At 50.6% G+C, this 18,259-nt stretch carries 13 protein-coding genes; 5 read left to right on the forward strand and 8 right to left on the reverse strand.

Annotation, left to right across the window (positions count from 1 at the left end):
• The 5 genes from B157_RS39400 to B157_RS0118795 all read right to left on the reverse strand — a co-directional run.
• Window positions 1-208: hypothetical protein (locus tag B157_RS39400; protein ID WP_026309126.1), on the reverse strand; the 208-nt coding region annotated here is incomplete at its 3' end.
• Window positions 209-311: 103 nt separating this feature from the next.
• Window positions 312-1,373, reverse strand: a complete 1,062-nt coding sequence (locus B157_RS0118780; RefSeq protein ID WP_020604852.1) for a formylglycine-generating enzyme family protein — start codon at window positions 1,371-1,373, stop codon at window positions 312-314.
• Entirely contained in the window at window positions 1,342-2,907 is a 1,566-nt protein-coding gene (locus B157_RS0118785; protein ID WP_041952197.1) for a sulfatase family protein, read from the reverse strand. The genes B157_RS0118780 and B157_RS0118785 overlap by 32 nt, the downstream gene beginning before the upstream one ends.
• A 111-nt stretch (window positions 2,908-3,018) precedes the next feature.
• Complete coding sequence (locus tag B157_RS0118790) at window positions 3,019-4,686, reverse strand: sulfatase family protein (protein ID WP_020604854.1); 1,668 nt, start codon at window positions 4,684-4,686, stop codon at window positions 3,019-3,021.
• A gap of 49 nt (window positions 4,687-4,735) precedes the next feature.
• Window positions 4,736-5,650 (reverse strand): hypothetical protein, encoded by a 915-nt coding sequence (locus tag B157_RS0118795; protein WP_020604855.1) that lies wholly within the window; start codon window positions 5,648-5,650, stop codon window positions 4,736-4,738.
• Window positions 5,651-5,743: 93 nt separating this feature from the next.
• Between B157_RS0118795 and B157_RS0118800 the strand changes: the two genes are divergently transcribed.
• The 3 genes from B157_RS0118800 to B157_RS35715 all read left to right on the forward strand — a co-directional run bounded on the left by B157_RS0118800 (window position 5,744) and on the right by B157_RS35715 (window position 9,073).
• Window positions 5,744-6,415 (forward strand): outer membrane beta-barrel protein, encoded by a 672-nt coding sequence (locus B157_RS0118800; protein ID WP_020604856.1) that lies wholly within the window; start codon window positions 5,744-5,746, stop codon window positions 6,413-6,415.
• Between the two features lie 14 nt (window positions 6,416-6,429).
• On the forward strand, window positions 6,430-7,602 hold the full coding sequence (locus B157_RS0118805; RefSeq protein WP_245565143.1) for a serine hydrolase domain-containing protein: 1,173 nt from the start codon (window positions 6,430-6,432) through the stop codon (window positions 7,600-7,602).
• A gap of 919 nt (window positions 7,603-8,521) precedes the next feature.
• Window positions 8,522-9,073 (forward strand): RNA polymerase sigma factor, encoded by a 552-nt coding sequence (locus B157_RS35715; RefSeq protein ID WP_026308799.1) that lies wholly within the window; start codon window positions 8,522-8,524, stop codon window positions 9,071-9,073.
• 191 nt (window positions 9,074-9,264) lie between these two features.
• Here the strand turns inward: B157_RS35715 and B157_RS0118820 are convergent, their stop codons facing one another.
• The 3 genes from B157_RS0118820 to B157_RS0118830 form a co-directional block, all read right to left on the reverse strand.
• Window positions 9,265-11,787 carry a DUF5686 and carboxypeptidase-like regulatory domain-containing protein gene (locus tag B157_RS0118820; protein WP_020604860.1) on the reverse strand — a complete coding sequence of 841 codons (2,523 nt, stop codon included), beginning with the start codon at window positions 11,785-11,787 and terminating at the stop codon, window positions 9,265-9,267.
• 273 nt (window positions 11,788-12,060) lie between these two features.
• A complete protein-coding gene (locus B157_RS0118825; protein ID WP_020604861.1) occupies window positions 12,061-12,777 on the reverse strand; it encodes a DUF4405 domain-containing protein in 717 nt (238 codons plus the stop codon).
• Window positions 12,778-12,932: 155 nt separating this feature from the next.
• The gene (locus B157_RS0118830; protein ID WP_020604862.1) at window positions 12,933-15,707 is read right to left on the reverse strand and encodes a TonB-dependent receptor; all 2,775 of its coding nucleotides are present in this window, start codon (window positions 15,705-15,707) and stop codon (window positions 12,933-12,935) included.
• Window positions 15,708-16,053: 346 nt separating this feature from the next.
• Between B157_RS0118830 and B157_RS0118835 the strand changes: the two genes are divergently transcribed.
• Together B157_RS0118835 and B157_RS0118840 are read left to right on the forward strand one after the other, a co-directional pair.
• Window positions 16,054-17,517 (forward strand): ArnT family glycosyltransferase, encoded by a 1,464-nt coding sequence (locus tag B157_RS0118835; protein ID WP_020604863.1) that lies wholly within the window; start codon window positions 16,054-16,056, stop codon window positions 17,515-17,517.
• A 41-nt stretch (window positions 17,518-17,558) separates the two neighbouring features.
• Window positions 17,559-18,242, forward strand: a complete 684-nt coding sequence (locus B157_RS0118840; protein WP_020604864.1) for a glycosyltransferase family 2 protein — start codon at window positions 17,559-17,561, stop codon at window positions 18,240-18,242.
• Window positions 18,243-18,259: the final 17 nt, after the last annotated feature.

An 18,259-nucleotide genomic window follows, 5' to 3' on the forward strand; every position in this document is an offset into this window, starting at 1 on the left:
CCCCCTGTTGGTACCGACTAACCCAGTCATAAATGGTATTTTCCCGTCTTCGAACCAATAAGCCCTTATGGGCCACTTGTTTACCGGACTGGCCACCATGAATTTGGAGAATGGCACTAACTCGTTCTCGGACATAGGCTTTGGGGTGGGTTTTGAGGGCCTTTTGCAAGGCTTGTTGAGCGGACTGGTCAAGGGTGAGTTTAAGCATAGTGGTCGCCGTTTGTTAATGTACCACAGGTAAAGTCAGTTTCGGCGGTTAATTACTACAAATCAATAAATCACCCGCTGACGGAACGGGTAGGAATGTGAATTCACTTGTCCCGCACGCAGCGAAAGCCCAGGTTATTGCTGCCACTGTTTATTTCTCCCTTGCCCCGGCTACCTGCTTTGTAACGAATGCAATAGTCGTCACTACAAAGAAACGAGCCACCCCGCTGCACCCGTTTTACGGCTCCCGGCTCATCCGGGTCATAGCTGTCAGCAGGTCCCTGCGGGTCGTTTTTGGCCAGTTTGGCATAGTAGTCAGGTCGATAAAAATCCTGGCACCACTCCCACACGTTGCCATCCATATCGTACAGGCCATACGGGTTGGGCGCGAATGATTTAACGGGAGCAACACCGCTGAACCCGTCTTCGCTGGTGTTCTTATCCGGAAAATGGCCCTGGTAAATATTGGCAATCCATTTACCACCGGGCTTCAGTTCGTTACCCCAGTAATACGGTTGATTCTCTTTGCCGCCCCGGGCTGCAAACTCCCATTCGGCTTCGGTCGGCAGGCGTTTCCCGGCCCATTTGGCGTAGGCTGCGGCATCGGTGAAGCTCACGTGAACGACGGGTTCATTTTCGTGCCCCTTCACCGTACTTTCCGGGCCATTGGGATGCTGCCAGTCGGCCCCTTTCACGTAGGCCCACCATTGCAGCGGATTATCAAGCGATACCTGCTGGGCCGTAGGCGCAAAAACCGCCGACCCCGGCACCAGTTGCTCCGCCGGAACACCCGGAAAATCGGCTGGATTTGGGATTTGTTCCGCAATGGTTTTATAGCCCGTGGCGGCTATAAACCGGGCAAACTCGGCGTTGGTGACTTCATGTTCGTCCATCCAGAAACCCGTTACCAAAACGGGATGGACCGGCCTTGAGTCCGGGAACTCGTCGGCCCCCATCAGAAACGGACCACCCGGTATCCAGACCATACCCGTTGTATCGGCTGCTGAAGCTGTGGTTTTCCGAACCGGGTCAGCAGTGGCAGTTGATGTTTGTGCCTCGGACGATTGATTGGTGGACTGACAACCAGCCAATACAGTTACCCATAAACCAACAATCAGCAATGAGAAAACAACACTATTTACTCGCCATAATTTCGAGGGCTTCATCATCTTTATACTGTTCAATCTCCTGTTTCAGTTTGATTTTCAGGTCGGCGGTCAGGGCTTCGTATCCTTTCTGACCGTACAGATTGTGCATGTTGTGCGGGTCCTTTTTAATATCGTATAACTCCCAGAAATCCTTTGGTCCATAAAACCGGGCCAGCGTGTACTGCTCCGTCCGGATACCAAAATGAGGGTACACGTGATGCGGCTGCGGGAATTCGTAGTAGTGGTAATAGGCTTGCTTTCGCCAATTGGTCTTTTCTCCTTTTAATAACGGCAGGAACGATTCGCCCTGTATGTAGGAAGGAATGGGCGTGCCGGTCAGGTTGAGCAGCGTGGGCGCCCAGTCTATATTGGAAACGATCTGGTTAATGTGCGTACGCGGTTTGATAACCCCCGGATACCGGATAACGAAGAGCGTTTTCAGGGACTCTTCGTAAATCCACCGTTTATCGAACCAGCCATGCTCGCCTAGGTAAAAACCCTGATCGGATGCATAAATAACAACCGTATTTTTGGCCAGTCCCGATTTATCCAGGTAATCCAGCAACGCGCCGATGTTGCGATCCATCGAATTAGCCACCGACAGGTAATCCTTCATGTACCGCTGGTATTTCCACTCGACCAGTGCTTTGCCGGTCAGCTTTTTGGCATCGAATTCCTTGCTAACCTTGTTTTCGTAATAATTGTAAAACGCCTTCTTCTGTTCGGGTGTAAACCGACTGTAGGAACCGGCCTTTTCGTAATCCACATGAACTTTCAGGTCTTCCTTCAGGCGCATGGTTTTGTCGATGGTCATGTCCTGATCCTGAGCCGCCAAACGCCCTTCGTAGTTATCGTAGAAGGTTGGGGGAATGGGGAAAGTCCGGTTATCATACGCACCCAGATCCGGCAGATCGGGTAACCACTCGCGGTGGGTAGCCTTATGCCCTACTACCAGAAAGAACGGTTTTGATTCATCACGCTTCGCCAGCCAGTCCATGGAAAGTTTCGTAATGATATTGGTAACGTAGCCCGGATACTGCACCTTTTCATTTTTCGAATTGATAAAGTCCGGATTGTAATAATGCCCCTGTCCCGGCAGAACGTTCAGGTAATCGAAGCCGTTGGGCAGGGTACCGAGGTGCATCTTACCAATCCAGGCAGTTTGGTAGCCATTTTTCTGGAGATTCTCCGTAAACACCGGCTGATTTACGTTAAATACTTTCTCGTTGAGTTTGTAGCCGTTCAGGTGGCTGTATTTTCCCGTCAGCAGTGTAGCCCGGCTCGGGCCACATATAGAATTGGTGACAATATTGGTATGCAGGATAGCCCCCTCATTGGCAATCCGGTCGATGTTAGGCGTTTTGGTCAGTTTACTCCCGTAGGCACTAATGGCCTGATTGGTATGGTCGTCCGAGAAGATAAAGATAATGTTTGGTGGTACGGCATTCCGGCGGCTCGGGGGGGCTACCTCCTGTTTGCCGGCAAAAAAGAGCAGGGTAGTCAGTATCGCCAGGCCTGCGCCAGCCAGCCAGTAGAATTGAGTTATTTTCATGATAATTTTATGAACCGTAATCACACCGGCGGTCCGGTGCAAAGAACGCAAAAGGAATACGCGAAAGACGCTAAGGATTCTTCGCTTCAATAAGCAGTATCAGCCCTGCTTTTACTTTTTGACGGTTACTTCTTTGCTGGGTAGATACCCAATTCGCTGGGCAACAACCGTTAATGAATCGCCGGGCTGTATGGCTAATTTCTCCCCACCGTACACCTGCCAGCTTTTTACCGGCTCGGCTCCGTGCTTCAGCTTATAGCCAACCGATGCACCGGGTGTGGCACAGCGAATAGATACCGTATTACCAGCAACGACTAACGCCGGGTCAGCCGTTTTGGGTGGTTCAGAGCCACCATTCCACATCTGTTCTAGCATCCCGGCTTCGGGCATTGCGCCTTTATCGCCTACTTTTCTTAACCAGGCATCCATCTGGCTGCGCAACTCCTGAAGTTTGGCTTTATAAGCGGGCTTGTTGACCAGGTTGGTAAACTCGTCGGGATCGGTTTGGGTATCGCACAGTTCCTCGGCGAGTTTGGTTTTCCGAAACCATAGCATCTGTGTGGCATTCAGTTTCCCGGCATCCCGTAGTTGCAGAATTTCCTGCATCATAGGGATACTCTGCCGGTAGCCAATATTTTGGTAATACGGCTTTTCGGGCATGAAATTCCGGTAGTATTTGTAGCGGCCATCGCCCACGGTCCGTACCCGATCCAGTTCGGTATCCATCCGATCACGTCCGGCGAAGATGTACTTCCGGGGTGTTTTAGCCTGCTGTTCACCCAGAAATGCCTGGCCCTGTATGTAAGCTGGTATCGGCGTATTAGCCAGCGAAAGCACCGTTGGCCCCAAATCAACGAAGCTAACGAGTTGGTTGTCGATGCTCCCGGCGGGTTTACTGCCCCTGACCTTGAATTTCTCCGGAATCCGCACAATCATTGGTACCCGCAGTCCCCGGCCGTACACTTCCCGCTTCACAAACGGCAGACCATCACCATGATCGGAGTAGAAAAAAATGATTGTGTTGTCATAAAGACCGTCGTCTTTGAGTTGTTTAATGAGAGTGCCCACGATGGAATCCATCCGCATCACATTCGACAGGTTACGGGCAATATCGTGCCGAACCGTTTTGGTATCCGGGTAGTAGGCGGGAACAATCACATCTTCCGGCCGAACCAGCAGGGGTTCATTTTCTCTTGTCCAAAGCTGCGATTCGTGGGTAATCATCAGATTAAAAATCGAGAAAAAGGGTTTCCAGTCTTCGTCTCCACGGCGGGGCCGGCTCCGCCAGTGCGCTTTTCTACTGCTTTCGTCCCAAACCGTAACGGGCGGCACAAACTGATAATCCTCTTTGCTATTGTTCGTGCAGTAGTACCCTGCCTTGCGCAGAAACTCCGGAAAACACCGCACCGGCTCCGGCAACACCGCCGAGTACGACTTCATTGGTGATGATTTGTGCGGATAGGAATCACCCTGGAGGGTACGCATGTGCATAGTACCAATGGAACTCTGGTACATACCCGTAATGATGGACGACCGGCTGGGGGCACATACCCCCGCCGTGGAATACACGTGTGAGTAACGAACCCCTTCGGCCGCCAGTTGGTCGAGGTTAGGCGTTTTTACTTCGGTATCCCCAAAACAGGCCAGGTGATAGGACATGTCCTCGCAGGTGATCCAGAGAATATTGGGCTGAACGGGGACAGGTGGCACCAACGGACGTTTCAGGAACGATACACTCAGTCCACTCAATACCAGCGCGATAACGACAATTTTATGCATGCGGATAAGATTTTTCCAGAAAAGGCAAAGCGGGTTGTTTCTTACGCGTTTACAGCGCCAATTCCTGCCAAGAAATCAACCCGATAGCCACGACCGCCAGGGCCAGCCCTATTTTGTTGGTCGTTGAGCGTTGCTCCTTAAAAAATAGCGCGGCTATCAGGGCCGCCAGCAAAATAACCCCGATGTTGTAAAGCGGATACACAAACGCCCCATTGCTTCCAAAGGCAGACAAAGCCAGCAAGAGCGTATAGAAACTCAGGAAATTAGGAATTCCCAGCGTAATGGCCCCCAGCAGACTCTTTGCCTGAATTACTTCTTTCCCCTGAACCATCCTGACGGCCAGCATCAGCACCCCGGCCACAACGGCTCCAAGTACCATCGTGAGCGTTACCTGGATGGTTTTATCGGCCGACGGAATGTAGTGCAGGTTCATGTAGTTGATCATGGTGTTGGTAGCCCCGTAAAACAGAAATACAGCCACTGGCAGCAGAAAAGCGGTTCCTTTCTGGCGGGTACTTGCCGGGGTATCGGTGTCCGTTTGCGGCTCTTTTTTGTAGGTACTCAGCCCCACGGCGACAACGGCCAGCACCAGTCCCAGATAGTTCAGCCCATCAAAGGGTTTACCGCCCGTCTGGAAAATAAAGAGACTGAAACAAACCGGAATAACCAGCGAAAGATTATTGGCCAGCGACGTAACCGTAATACCCATTCGTTGCGTAGAAGCCCCCGACAGCATAAATGTTAATATGAAACCCACGCCAAGGCCCAGCGCAAGCCAGGTCCAGGTTTGCGAGAAATCAATAGTGAACGACTGACCAGCGGGTAGCAGCAGCAGTCCCGTTAGAAAACAAACCGGGTAGTTGAACACGATAGCCTGAAACGTATTGACATCGTAGCGGGGAAACAGGCGAAAATTCAACAGCAACAGCACCGACAACACGATGCTAAGACTTAGAAACAGCATGATACAGAAAAGTATAACCGGTAATTTGGGTCGAAGTTAACCGCCGGATTTGGTTGGACGCGTATATTGCCATCCCGAACGACTCATTTCGTTATGATCAGGAAGCTGAGTTTTCTCGCTGCACTCGTTTTTTTTACCAGTACCTTTTCCTGGGGGCAACCGAGTTTATCCGTATCGGCAACCGGTTCGCCAACGTTCTCCCGCATCGTTTACGGATACCGCTATTTTTATCCTGAAAGCGATGGACAGGTAGTAGAACCGGTGTACGTGAATGGGCCTCGCTGGGCAACGGGCTATTCGGCAGGATTATCCGTTCGCTACGAGTACACGCCCGGATGGTCCGTTTCATCGGGTATCTGGTATCAGTCAGTATCCTTTCGGCAGGCCCGGCGGCCCTCGGCCGGTGAGGGGATGGTAACACTTCGCAACCGGGTTGTCCGCTTCCCAATCCTGTTGAACTATGCCTTATCCAGTAAGCGTCTATCCCCTTATTTTTCGCTTGGTTTCCTGGTCGACCTTCCGCTAACGGGGCGGGTGGTCGTGACGCGGGGCACGGAGTCAACGCAGAACCTGCGGTTAAAAACAAAACCAGCCCCCATTTTTCAGGGGATGCTGGGGGCTGGTGTCCAGTACAAACTGACGGAGCGATATACGCTGCTGGCCCAGCCGGTCTGGACTTACACCTTCGGGCAACTGGGGGGATCACTCACGAATGACCCGACCTTTGACCTGAGCTTACTCACGCAGGTAGCCTATTCATTCTAGCCCCCCACAAACCGATGGCTAAACACCCCTTATCTTTCTCCCCACCCATGAACGTGCCTGCGTGGCTATGCGCCAATCTTTTGCTTCTGCTTTTAGCCATTGGGCCTGTTGGGACCCTCCGGGCGCAGACAGTAACGCCCAACCGGCAACCGGCCGAACTTGACCAGTTCATCACGCGACTGATGGACAGTGCCCGCATACCGGGTCTGTCGATGGTAGTGATTCGGGGAAACAACATCGTATATAGCAAGAGTTATGGCCTGACCAAAGCCGACTCGACCCAGCCGGTAACGCCCAACACCGTGTTTGAAGCAGCTTCGCTCAGCAAACCCGTTTTTGCTTATGCCGTTATGCAACTGGTTGAAGAAAAGCTACTTGACCTGAACAAGCCTTTATACGAGTACCTCCCCTACCCGGATGCAGCCGCCGACGCACGGTACCAGAAAATTACGGCCCGGATGGTACTGAGTCACCAGTCCGGTTTTCCCAACTGGCGCAAAGACCGGAAACTACCCCAGCTTGCCATGGCCTACTCCCCCGGCAAACGCTTCGGCTACTCGGGGGAGGGCTATGTATATCTGCAAAAAGTAGTGGAGAAAATCACTGACCAGCCCATCAACGAGATTATGGAATTCCGTGTACTGAAGCCCCTGGGCATGACGAATAGCAGCTTCGTCTGGCAATCCGACTTCAACAAACACGTAGCCATGCCCCACAATGAAGCCGGAGAGCCGGAGCAGAAATACCAGCCGGGGCAGGCAAACATGGCCTACTCCCTGCACACAACCGCCGAAGATTACGCCCGCTTTATCCGAGCCATTTTTACGCCTGCCGGCCTTGAGCCCACTACCGTCAATCAGATGCTGACGCCCACCAGCAAACTCCCAACCCGTTTCTCGGGCGATACGTTGTCAACCAACCTGTATTGGGGACTGGGTTTTGGACTGGAAGAAATGTCGGATGCTACCTGGTTCTGGCATTGGGGCGACAATGGTGCCTTTAAATGTTTCATTATGGCCAACCGTGACCGGCAGGATGCGGTGATTTATTTCACCAACTCGACCAACGGCCTGGACATTGCCGACCGGATAGTAGCGAAAACCCTCGGCGGGCAGCACCCCGCTTTTCCCTTTCTTGACATCAACGCCGACGAGTTTTTTCGTAAGCATCCCTACAAAGGGAAGTAACACAAAAGCTGGTCCGTACTCCTCAACGCTGTGCCGCCGGAACATGGAACGGAGTCGAGTCAGACCAAAGAGTCGACTGTTGGGTACGTAACCTTGTGCGTTTCGTTTTACACTACGTCGGATGCATCAACGTTCGACCCATATCGTTATGCGATAGCGTTCAGTGTCATCAGCAAAATATAACCAGAGTACCCTTCGACATTCCAAGTTCTTTGCAGTGGTACCTTTCCATATCGTTAAATCACTTCGTCTGGCCAGACTTTTTACTTTAACGTGAATACGGGATTAATTTTTGCCCCATATGGGGGTAAACAGCGCAGCGTCGGTAGGGAAATCCCACCCACCGCCTGACTACCGGCATAAAACCAGAGTTACTTTCCCAATAATTTCCGGCAGAATACAGGACTAATGCATTACAGGTGTGTGACCGTTACCTCCCGCTTAGTGGGTACTCAGGAAAAAATACTTTCGTAATGGTAATGGATTAATGCTGACCTGCCTCTTCAGCCAACTCCGCTACTGGTTTCGGATTTTTTTCATGCCAGCAACGTACCGGTTTACGGGCAGTACACACAAGTAGTGATTCGTATGCAAGCTAAACATACAAGACTCTTTATACTTATAATCAGCAAGTTAAGCTAACTTACAAGGCAACTTGAATTTAACTTACAGCATCCTGTGTGTTTTCTCTTACGTCCTTTCAAATCTAACTTAGTATCCTTATTCACCCATTCGGTTACCAGTTTTTTCTTCAAAAACTGCGGCATAAGCCCGGCACACGGACTATACCCCAAAAATAAATACACCGTCTAATAAATTAATAGTGCCCTATATTACTCTTTTCAGTCTTAAATAAACAAAATAGAAAAAGCCCTTTGTCTTAAAACTAGTTTTCTAAACTTATAATTTAAACCTGATAATGTACAAGGCCTTAACGGACGAAGAAGCGATTCGTCAGTATTTACCTGATCAATCGAACCAATGCTTCGAAATTCTATATAAGCGATACGTGGGTAAAGTCTATCAACGGTGTTTATCAATGACCCACGACACCGAAAAGGCAGAAGACTTTACGCACGATATTTTCATTAAAGTATTCAACAAACTGGAAGCCTTCGAGCAACGGTCCAGTTTCTCCACCTGGCTCTATTCTGTTTCCTTCAATTACTGCGCCGATCAGCTTCGGATTGCCAAACGTTTCTCCACCACCAGTCTGGATTTTAATAACGAATGGGATAAGGCCGATTCGCTGGATGATCAACTCCATGAAGAGACTCTCCAGCTTATGCAACAGGCCATGACCAGCCTGTCAGCCAAAGAGCGCAGTTTACTTCGGTTGAAATATGAAGATGGACTGAGTATCGACGAAATTGCCCAAACCCTGGATCTTTCGCCAAGCGCGGTTAAAATGCGACTAAAGCGAAGCCGGGACAAGATACAGTCTCTCTGCGAACATCATTTTGTGAACTGATCAGAAAAAATAAATACCAAATCAGGTGACTTTTATTAACCTTTCAGTCTAAATGCATATAAATAATTAAAAATCTTCCAAATACGATACTCATCGCACTGGAAGGTTTTTTTATGGCCAAAATAGTCTGTTTTGCCCCCTATTCTACGCCGTTTGCTGAAATCTGTAAAGCAGTAAGCTAGTATTAAGCCTTAAAAGGCCAGCCAACCCGATAATTTAATGGCAAAAGGCGTTACCGGAATGCCGGTGCGACCAATGTTATCGCGGTAGGTAAGTCGGTGAATAGCGTCTACCCGCAGCACTTTGAAGATATTGTCGATACCATATCCAACTTCAACATAAGGTGTTCTGGTTAACGCACTAAACCCATCAATAGCCTTCCCGGCCTCATTCCTGACTGGAATCAGCGTCACATTATCCGTCGATACGCTACCTACCAGCACTTTAGCGGTAATCAGTTCGCGCCATTTAAGCCGACGCAGTAGTGGCAACCGATTGAATAATAAGCCCCCAAAATTATGTTCGACCTGTGCCGTAGCCCACCGGTCAGACACAAACTCAAAATAATTCATCAGGTTATACGCATTGCCGACATAAAACGATGACTCATTACCCAGGGGCGTGTACAGCAATGGATAAGGAACGGTAGACGGGATAATTCCCGCGCCAACGGAATAATACGTCCGGCCCAGAATACCCATCCGAAACGAATGTTTCATGGTGAGGGCGATGCGATGATACGTAAAATCACTGCCCAATACGTGACGAAGACTCAGGTTATACTGGAGTGTAAAAATCGGTTTGCGCGTGGCACCGGCACTAATCCGGGTATTTCCATCCTGCAACATGACCTCGTCCGGTGCAAAACGCGTTTCCGACACCAGTTCCGTCAATTGATAGTTGCTTCGGGTAGACTCATCGTAATTATTGACGTAATAGGCAAAAGGAAACAACGGTTCAAAACTGCGTTGCCGTAAGGCTAATGTCTGCGTGAAGCCCCGCCCCATTTCCCGCCGAATATATACCTGTTGCTCTTCCTGAAAATAAGGCCGGCGGATGGTGCCGAACCTGGAGTAAGCAGAAAAAAGGGAATTATTCCCAATATTATCGGACGATACACCTATTCGTTCCAGGTCATAACTCTGCCGGGCACCGAGTACCGTCCAGGGTTTACGACTCAGGATGTAGTCGATACCAACGCTGTATTTAAGCTCCTTGTCCTTTGTTCCGTACGCCAGGTAACCGCTCAGCAACCACTTTTTACTAAACCCGGTATTGGTACGCATCCCCAGCCGAAGCCGGTTTCCTTCAATGTTGTTATTCGCGTATGAATATAGCACTGGTCCCAGATCTATGTTCCATTTACCGAGTGGTTTGTAGCCCAGTACGCCCAGTTTGATAAGCTCACCGGCTACTTTCACGATGGGTACGTTACGTACGGAGTCAACCACCCGCATGGCCCGCCACTCGCTGGCAGAGAGCGAAACGGGCCGCACCCGGTTCCAGAAGGTACTGTCGGCTTCCCGATACCCGTCAGACAGTTCGATGGATGGATCATAGAAACCCACCTCATTGGGCCTGTTTTCTGTAATGTTGGCGGCATTGGTGAGTAACCGAATCAGCACTCCGGGGGAGTTTGGCGTGGGTTGATCGGTATCAATCGTTAGTTGGGTTTGGGTTGGAAATCGCAGGCCCGATGCCGATGTTTCCCACCCCTGCTCAATGTGCAGGTCCTCCACAAAGTTAATGTTAGCGCGCTTATCGACGTGGGCATCAATCTGCGCTAATGCCATGTGCAGTGTATCCACCCAGACGGTGCCGGTAAAAGCCAGATCGGTGGCTCGTTTGGGGGAGAATTCAATTTCGTAACACACCCCGTTGTACAGGGCCACCGTATCTTTCAGGTGAAACGTGTAAATCGTTTCCCAGGCGTTGCCCAGGGGCGACGGAATATCTTTGTAGAGAATCTGGAGTGAATTGCGGTAAAAATTGTACTGTTGAAACGACGCGCCCGTCAGTTGGGAGATTAGTCCGCCGTCACTAACGCCTACGCCCGTTACGTGCGTCTTCAGAATATGTTCTTTTACTTTCTCGGGATTCGTACGGCGATAAAAAGTAGAAAAGGTTTCGGAGATAAACACCGGTATGGCCGACTGGCCATTGGCATCGGTAATGGCCGGTAGCTTGCCAAGCAATCTGTTTACGGGGCCGGGAGGTCGGTTATTCTTTCGTTTGCGGGCAAAATTGTTGATATACCCCTCAATTTTAGTGTAGCTCTCATACTGGTAGGCTGATAGCTGCGCCGGGTTGAACCGGTCACTCCGATGCACGGCTTCGCGTATGATTCGGTAGGCAGGGTCGCCCCCTTTGGCGTATATCTTCACCTCCTGTAGTTTGGTAGCCGTAACGACCAAACCGACGTCGATTACCTGTGTAGTTAGGGCGGCTATCGGGTAGGATGTGGTGCGGTAACCCAAACTGAAAACCTGAATAGAATCCGCCAGCTGCGCAAGCCGAAGGGAGTACCGGCCATCAGCGTCCGACGTCGTTCCCGACGACTTACCCTGAACGGCAATACTGGCAAATGGAACGCCTTCGCCCGTTGCCGTATCTGTTACCCGCCCCGAAATCAGGTAGGAATTTTGAGCCATTGCCGAATAGAAGCCAACCAGAAGCAGGCCTGTAAGTACCTTGTTCCGTAACGATTGTTTCATTCAATTAATGTCCTTTTAATCCATTGCCATAACCTATGTTTAGTCAACAGAGTTTACCAATTAATACAAATTAAGGAAAAGTCCAATTCTTTACCTGATACATCCTGAAACAGTCAGAATCGGGCTTATGGCGTGTGTTTTAATCCTTTATTAATACGCCTGTCGACTTCATTTTGTGGCAACTTTACAGCTTGTTTGTACAGAAACTAAAAATGGCTCACCACGCCTGTGATGAGCCATTTCATTACCAGTGGCCAAGCGGTAAAACTTGCTTTACTGAACGGATGGATACGCCTGCTGGGCGGCTACTATCTGCCATTTTTTATCCTGCTCTTTCAGAATATGGGTATACACGGTAGGCGTAGTCGTGGCCGTGCTGGTCGATGTACCCCGTACCAGCAGCACCTGATCGGTAATTGTTTCAGCTTTGTCCACTTTTACCGCCAGTTTTTCGGCCGTTGTTTGTTTGAGCAGGTTTTGCTGAATATCCAGGCCACTCAGCATAGTTCCAGCCTGCGTCATTATCGTCGTTTTAGCGGGCAAAACAGTTGCCAGTGCTGCGGTATCCGCTTTATTATAGGCATCAACGTAAGCCATTTCCACCGCTTTGGCAATAGAGTCGGCCGTTGTTTGGGTCATTGGTCCCCGCCGGGGTTGCTCACCCCGAAATAGGTCTTTGCCAAAATTGGCCAGTTTATCAAATACAGGCACATCGAACGCAATACCGGCAACGAAAACAATAACAACCAAAACAGGCAGAACAAGCTCCTTTTGAATACCACCCGACCGGCGATTTTTGCTGTAGGCAGTTAGCGACGACCAGTTATTGACGATGTGAAACACAGCCGCCGTAACGAACAAAACACCGAACCAGGCGTGCGTATGCTCAACAGCGTGCGAACCCTGACCAAAATAAATTAACAGGCCGGTAACAGCCAGTACAAAAAATACGGCAGCGACCGAGAGGCTAACCAGGTTTTTCGATTTCATAGGAAAAATAGAGTGGGTGAAGAGGCAAAGTTACAGGAAGAATTCATCAGAAAAGAGAAACCCCTCCTGCAAGGCAAGAGGGATTGATCACCAACCTAATCTAAAATCATTCCAGCGTCAATCCTTTGTTGATGAAGATAGCTGGAATCTATTCGTTACCGTGGCCGGGCAGCACCACCCGTACGTCCACCGGCAGGGGCCGACTGCTGGGGTTGTGCCGGCTGGTCGTTACTGTCGCCACCACCTCCACCTTTCACGTCGTCGTTATTAATCGACTTCCGGCGTTTTTGTGGCGCATCGAAACTCATTTTACCCAGTTTGTAGCTGAACGTAAGGCGAACACCGGCGTTGTAGAAACTGGTTTGTGTACTCTGGGTCAGGATGGGCGATGACAACTCGGCCCGCTGTACGAACGGGTGGTTGAAGATGCTCTCTGCCGCCAGTCCCAGACTTGCTTTTTTGTCGTTGAACTCTTTCCGGACACCCAGGCTGTAGTAGTACATGCTGCTCTGATACCCCTGCAACTGCACCTGATTACCGCGCGCTCCACCGTAGAGCTGGAAGCCCCAGCCGTTGGCCAGCGTCATGCTGCTCATAATCCGGCCGCCAACTACCAGGCCTGAATTAGAAGCCGAATAGATGGGGTTAGCATTGTTGTTCGTCAGGCTAACGTGATAGATGTCGATGCCACCACCCAGTTGCAGTTTACCAAACAGGGTACCGTTACCGAACAGGTTCAGGCCAACCGCATCCTGACGACCCACGTTCTGGTAGCTGGTCCGGATCACCTGCTGCGATACCCCACTGATGAGTGACTGCGATACATCGCGAACGGCCGTAATCTCATTATTGGTCCGGCGGGCAAACAGGGTAGCATTCAAATACAGCCCTTTGATGTTGGCACTGGTTCCGAACTCAACATTGTCGGTCAGTTCCGGCGACAGCAATGGGTTACCAATGCTGATGTTAGTTGGGTTGGATGAGTTGATATTGGGATTCAGGAACTGAATACCGGGCCGCTGAATCCGGCGATTGTAGGCCAGTTTAATGATCTTCCCGCCTTTCAGACTTTTGGAGATGTTGATGCTGGGCACTAGATTACCATAGTTGGGAATGGCGGTGGATTGTCCCGCCGTTTCGGTACTGAACCGGGCATTGATAAACGTGTACTCATACCGGGCACCGGCCTTAATACTATATTTATTCTTTGTGGTCAGCGTATAAGACAGGTAACTAGCGGCAATGTTCTGATTATAAAAAAGCGTGTTGCCCGTCCGGCTGTTGTCCACCTGGTAATCGGCATTATCACCATTGGCCAGAAAATACTGGTACTGGCTGTTAGCCTGCCGGAGGATGCCTTTACCACCAAACTCGATGAGTTGATTGGTCTTGATGGGTGTCTGATAATCGACCTGTATGGTTGATTCCTGATTGTAGCTCAGGTTCTCGTTTTTCTGACGCGAGGTAACCGTTTGAAAATCGGTACCATTTAAAATGTCAGCCACGAAATTATTGGTCCGGTTGTTTCGGCTGTAGAGTGCAAGCACACTGAATTCCTTCTGTGGCTTAAACGTTTTGGTATAGGTCACGTTGGCATCCAGTGTACCCGACAGGTCGGTCGTTTTTACATTCCGGTCGTTCAGAATTGGAAAAAAACTGGTTGGGGTTGTGGTTTGCGTCAGGAGATTATACTGATTGGTAATTCCGTTCCGTGCCCCGTACCGGATGCTGGCCGTAAGGAATGTGTTCTTGTCGATATCGTAATCCCAGCCTAACTGGTAATTACCGTGAATCCGCTGGTTCAGGGTGCTGGCCGTTTGGACTGTGTGCGTACTGGCCGAGTAGGTGTTCGTTGCCAGATCGTACGACCGGGTGGTCTGGTCGTTCAGGAAGGCCCCTTTCACGTTGTATTCGGCCCGGCCGAAGCCGCTAAGGGAGAAACCCATTTTGCCGGTACGGTAGTTACCGCGCAGCCCCAGCATGCTCCCCCGATTACCTGCTCCGCCGTTTACATCGAGCGTTGCCCCCTGCAGGATAGTCTTTTTGGTTACGATATTAATAATACCCGCCGATCCTTCAGCATCGTACTTGGCCGATGGCGAGGTAATTACCTCAACCGTTTTGATCTGGTCAGCCGGAATTTGCTTCAGCGCATCGGCCACACTACTGGCCATGATGGTAGAAGGCTTGTTATTGATCAGAACCGTTACATTACTGCTGCCCCGTAAGCTCACGTTACCATCCAGGTCCACCGAGAGCATGGGTACCTTCCGCATAACATCGGTAGCATCCCCCCCCTTGGCAGCAATATCCTTATCCGCATTATAGACGAGCCGGTCTACTTTCTCTTCAATCAGCGCGGCCTGCCCTACTACGTTTACTTCGCTGAGCGTGCGAACATCGGCCCCGATTTTGATCGTACCCAGGTTAATGTCGGAACCCGATTCGACGGTAATCACGGCACTGCGCTTGTCTTTGTAGCCAATAAATGAATAGACAAGGCGGTATTTGCCGGCAGGCACTTTATTCAGGGTAAATTTCCCTTTGGCATCCGCCGTTGTTCCATCAATGGGTTTATTCGTAACGGTGCTGACGAGGGCGATGGTCGCGAACTCAACGGGATTGTTCGTTGTCGAGTCGGTCAGCACACCACTCAATTTACCGTTGCCCGGTGCCAGTGGCCGCGCTTCCGATGGGATAGCCGCCGTTCGGGCCGGTGTCGTTTCGGCAGGCATGGTAAAGCTATCCGGAGTGGTAGTTGATGCGGGCGTTTTACCGAACGGATCGGGTAATGCCGGATTAGCGGGTGTGGTAGCGGCCGCCGGTGTCGTTTCGGTCGTTGCAGGTGCGGGTGTTGTGGGCGTTGGTGTCACCTGGGCAAACGATGCCGTTGCACTAACTATAAGTAAGGAGAGTAATAGCGTTTTCATACCATGATTAGATTGACACGTCAAATGTCATCACGCGGTGCTCCCTCCGAAAATCAATCTAGCTGAATGCCCGTTTTTTGATGTTGAATCCAAAAATCAGCCCGATGAAGAAAAACCGTCCGCATCAAAATGCCCGGCAGTCCGGTATAAACGGGCCTTGAAAACCCCACCTATCCGCCAGGCGGACAGTCCTGCAACGGGCATTCTGAGGCAAAAGTCAGCTAAGTCCAGCCTACCTATGGCAGACGTGTAGCGAATAAACCGTGCAAACGGGGTCAATCACTTATTCGTAAACAAGTACATTTGCTGCTTAATACGCAGTTTTTTTGCGCCCTGATAGCCTTTTATGACGCGGTTTTTATTGATTCTGGCCCTATTCTGTCCTTTCTTTTTTCTGTTCACCTACAATTCCGGTTACGGATACGATGCGTACGAGTACCTGATTATTGCCCGTACCCTCAATGAAGGGTATACGTTGTACGACTTTATCCCCTCAAAATCGTATTTGTTGTATGCCTCCACGAACGTGCTGCTGAACCTGCTGGGGGGCTACAACCACACGAGTGTGTCGGCCCTGATTACACTGCTGGCCACGGGTATACTGGTGTCGGCATGGCGGGCAGCCCGGATTTTCCGTGAACGAGCAGCCCTGCTCACCGTTGCCCTGACGGCAGTTTGCTGCTTTTTCATGGAAATGAATTTCCTCGAACCCGAAAGCTGGATTGCTATTTTCGGGTTGAACGCTTTCGCCCTGGTGGCGCGTACGGATGGTAAATACCCCTGGCGATGGCTGGGTGCGGGTTTGCTGCTGGGTATAGCCATGTGTTTCAAAAGCGTGGCGGCTTTCTACGTAATTGGCTTTGGCGCATTTATCCTGGTGCTGGCCCTAACGGGACGACTCACCTTCTGGCCCATGGTGGGTCGGGGAATGGGGGTACTGGCGGGTTTTGCGGCTCCCCTCCTGCTATCGGCCCTGTATTTTTACGCGACAGACCGGCTGAACGAGCACCTCGAATGGACGTATATTTATCCGTTTGGTGGTTATCCGGCCCATACCCTGTTCCTGACTAAGTTTCTGATCAAGATAAGCTGGCTGCTGCTGTTACTGATGCTGTCGGTCCTATTGGTTGTACAACGTCCTTACCGAAGCATTTACCAGCAAACACCGGCTATCTGGCTGGCCTTATTACTGGCGGCCTTTGCCTGTGTTCCGATGCTGAAGACGCAGGCCAGCCACTATTTTTTCCAGGCCGCCGTGTTCTTCTGCCTGCACCTCGCTTTCCTGGCCGATGAATGGCTTAAACGCTACGAGTCCCGCCACCAAAACGTGCCTTACCGGTTGCTGCTAATGGGAAGTGGCGGGTTTGCCATACTGCTGCTGATTAGTCTGCTGCTCTACCGGCCCCAAACCATCAAACGCTTTACAACCCTGGCCGACTACCGGGATGAGGAGCAGGCCGGGGCATTTATCCGGGAAAAAGCTGGCCCCAATGGCAATGTGTTGTTGTTCGATAACGCCATGCCTTTATATTATCTGTCGGACCGGGAGCCTAATGTGCCCTTTATTTTCACCGAGATGCAAACGACGCATTATCTTACCACTCACCCCAACACCTACCAGCGGGCCCTGGCCGATACCAGCCTGAAATTTGTGGTGTTTGGCAACCGGGCCAGCCTGATCGACGATAGTACGGCCCTCCATGAGCCTGTCAACAGGCGGGCCATTCAACAGATGAGAACTGGTTTGCAGAAGGACTTTGTTCGGGTGAGTGATCCCCGTTTTTCGTACCCTTACTGGGTACGAAAATAACCCATTCGCTGTTCATTTCTCTTTTCCCTTATCTTTGCTTCATGCTGCTCTCTGTTCTGATACCCGCTTATAATGAGATTAACTCCATTGATACGCTACTCGAAAAAATTCAGGCTGTTCCCCTCGATAAAGAAATTATCATTGTAGACGATGGCTCCACCGATGGCACCCGCGACCGGCTGGCTACCTACGCATCCGTACCGAATATTAAGGTGGTTCTGCACGATCATAACCAGGGAAAGGGGGCAGCTATCCGTACAGCCATCAAATACATGACCGGTACTATTGCCATTGTGCAGGATGCCGACCTAGAGTACGAACCCCAGGATTATCTGGCGCTGGTGAAACCCATTGCCGAAGGGAAAGAAAAAGTAATTTACGGGTCCCGATTCCTTAAACCGGAAAATCGTCACTCGTACATGAGTTTTTATATTGGTGGCCAGGTCGTTACGCTGCTGACCAACATCCTGTACAACCAGCGGCTTACCGACGAGCCAACCTGCTACAAAGTATTCGACGCGGACTTCCTGCGCTCGATTCCCCTCAACTGTACCCGCTTTGAGTTTTGCCCGGAAGTAACCGCCAAAGTCGCCAAGCACGGTATTCGCATCAAAGAGCTACCCATCAGCTACTACCCCCGGTCGGTTGCCGAGGGCAAAAAGATTTCGTGGTTCGACGGAATCGAAGCCATCTGGGTGTTACTGCGCTACAGGATTATGCAGTAAGTGGAGTAGGCTCAGGC

Origin of the sequence: Spirosoma spitsbergense DSM 19989, assembly GCF_000374085.1 — a bacterium.
GTDB lineage: Bacteria > Bacteroidota > Bacteroidia > Cytophagales > Spirosomataceae > Spirosoma > Spirosoma spitsbergense.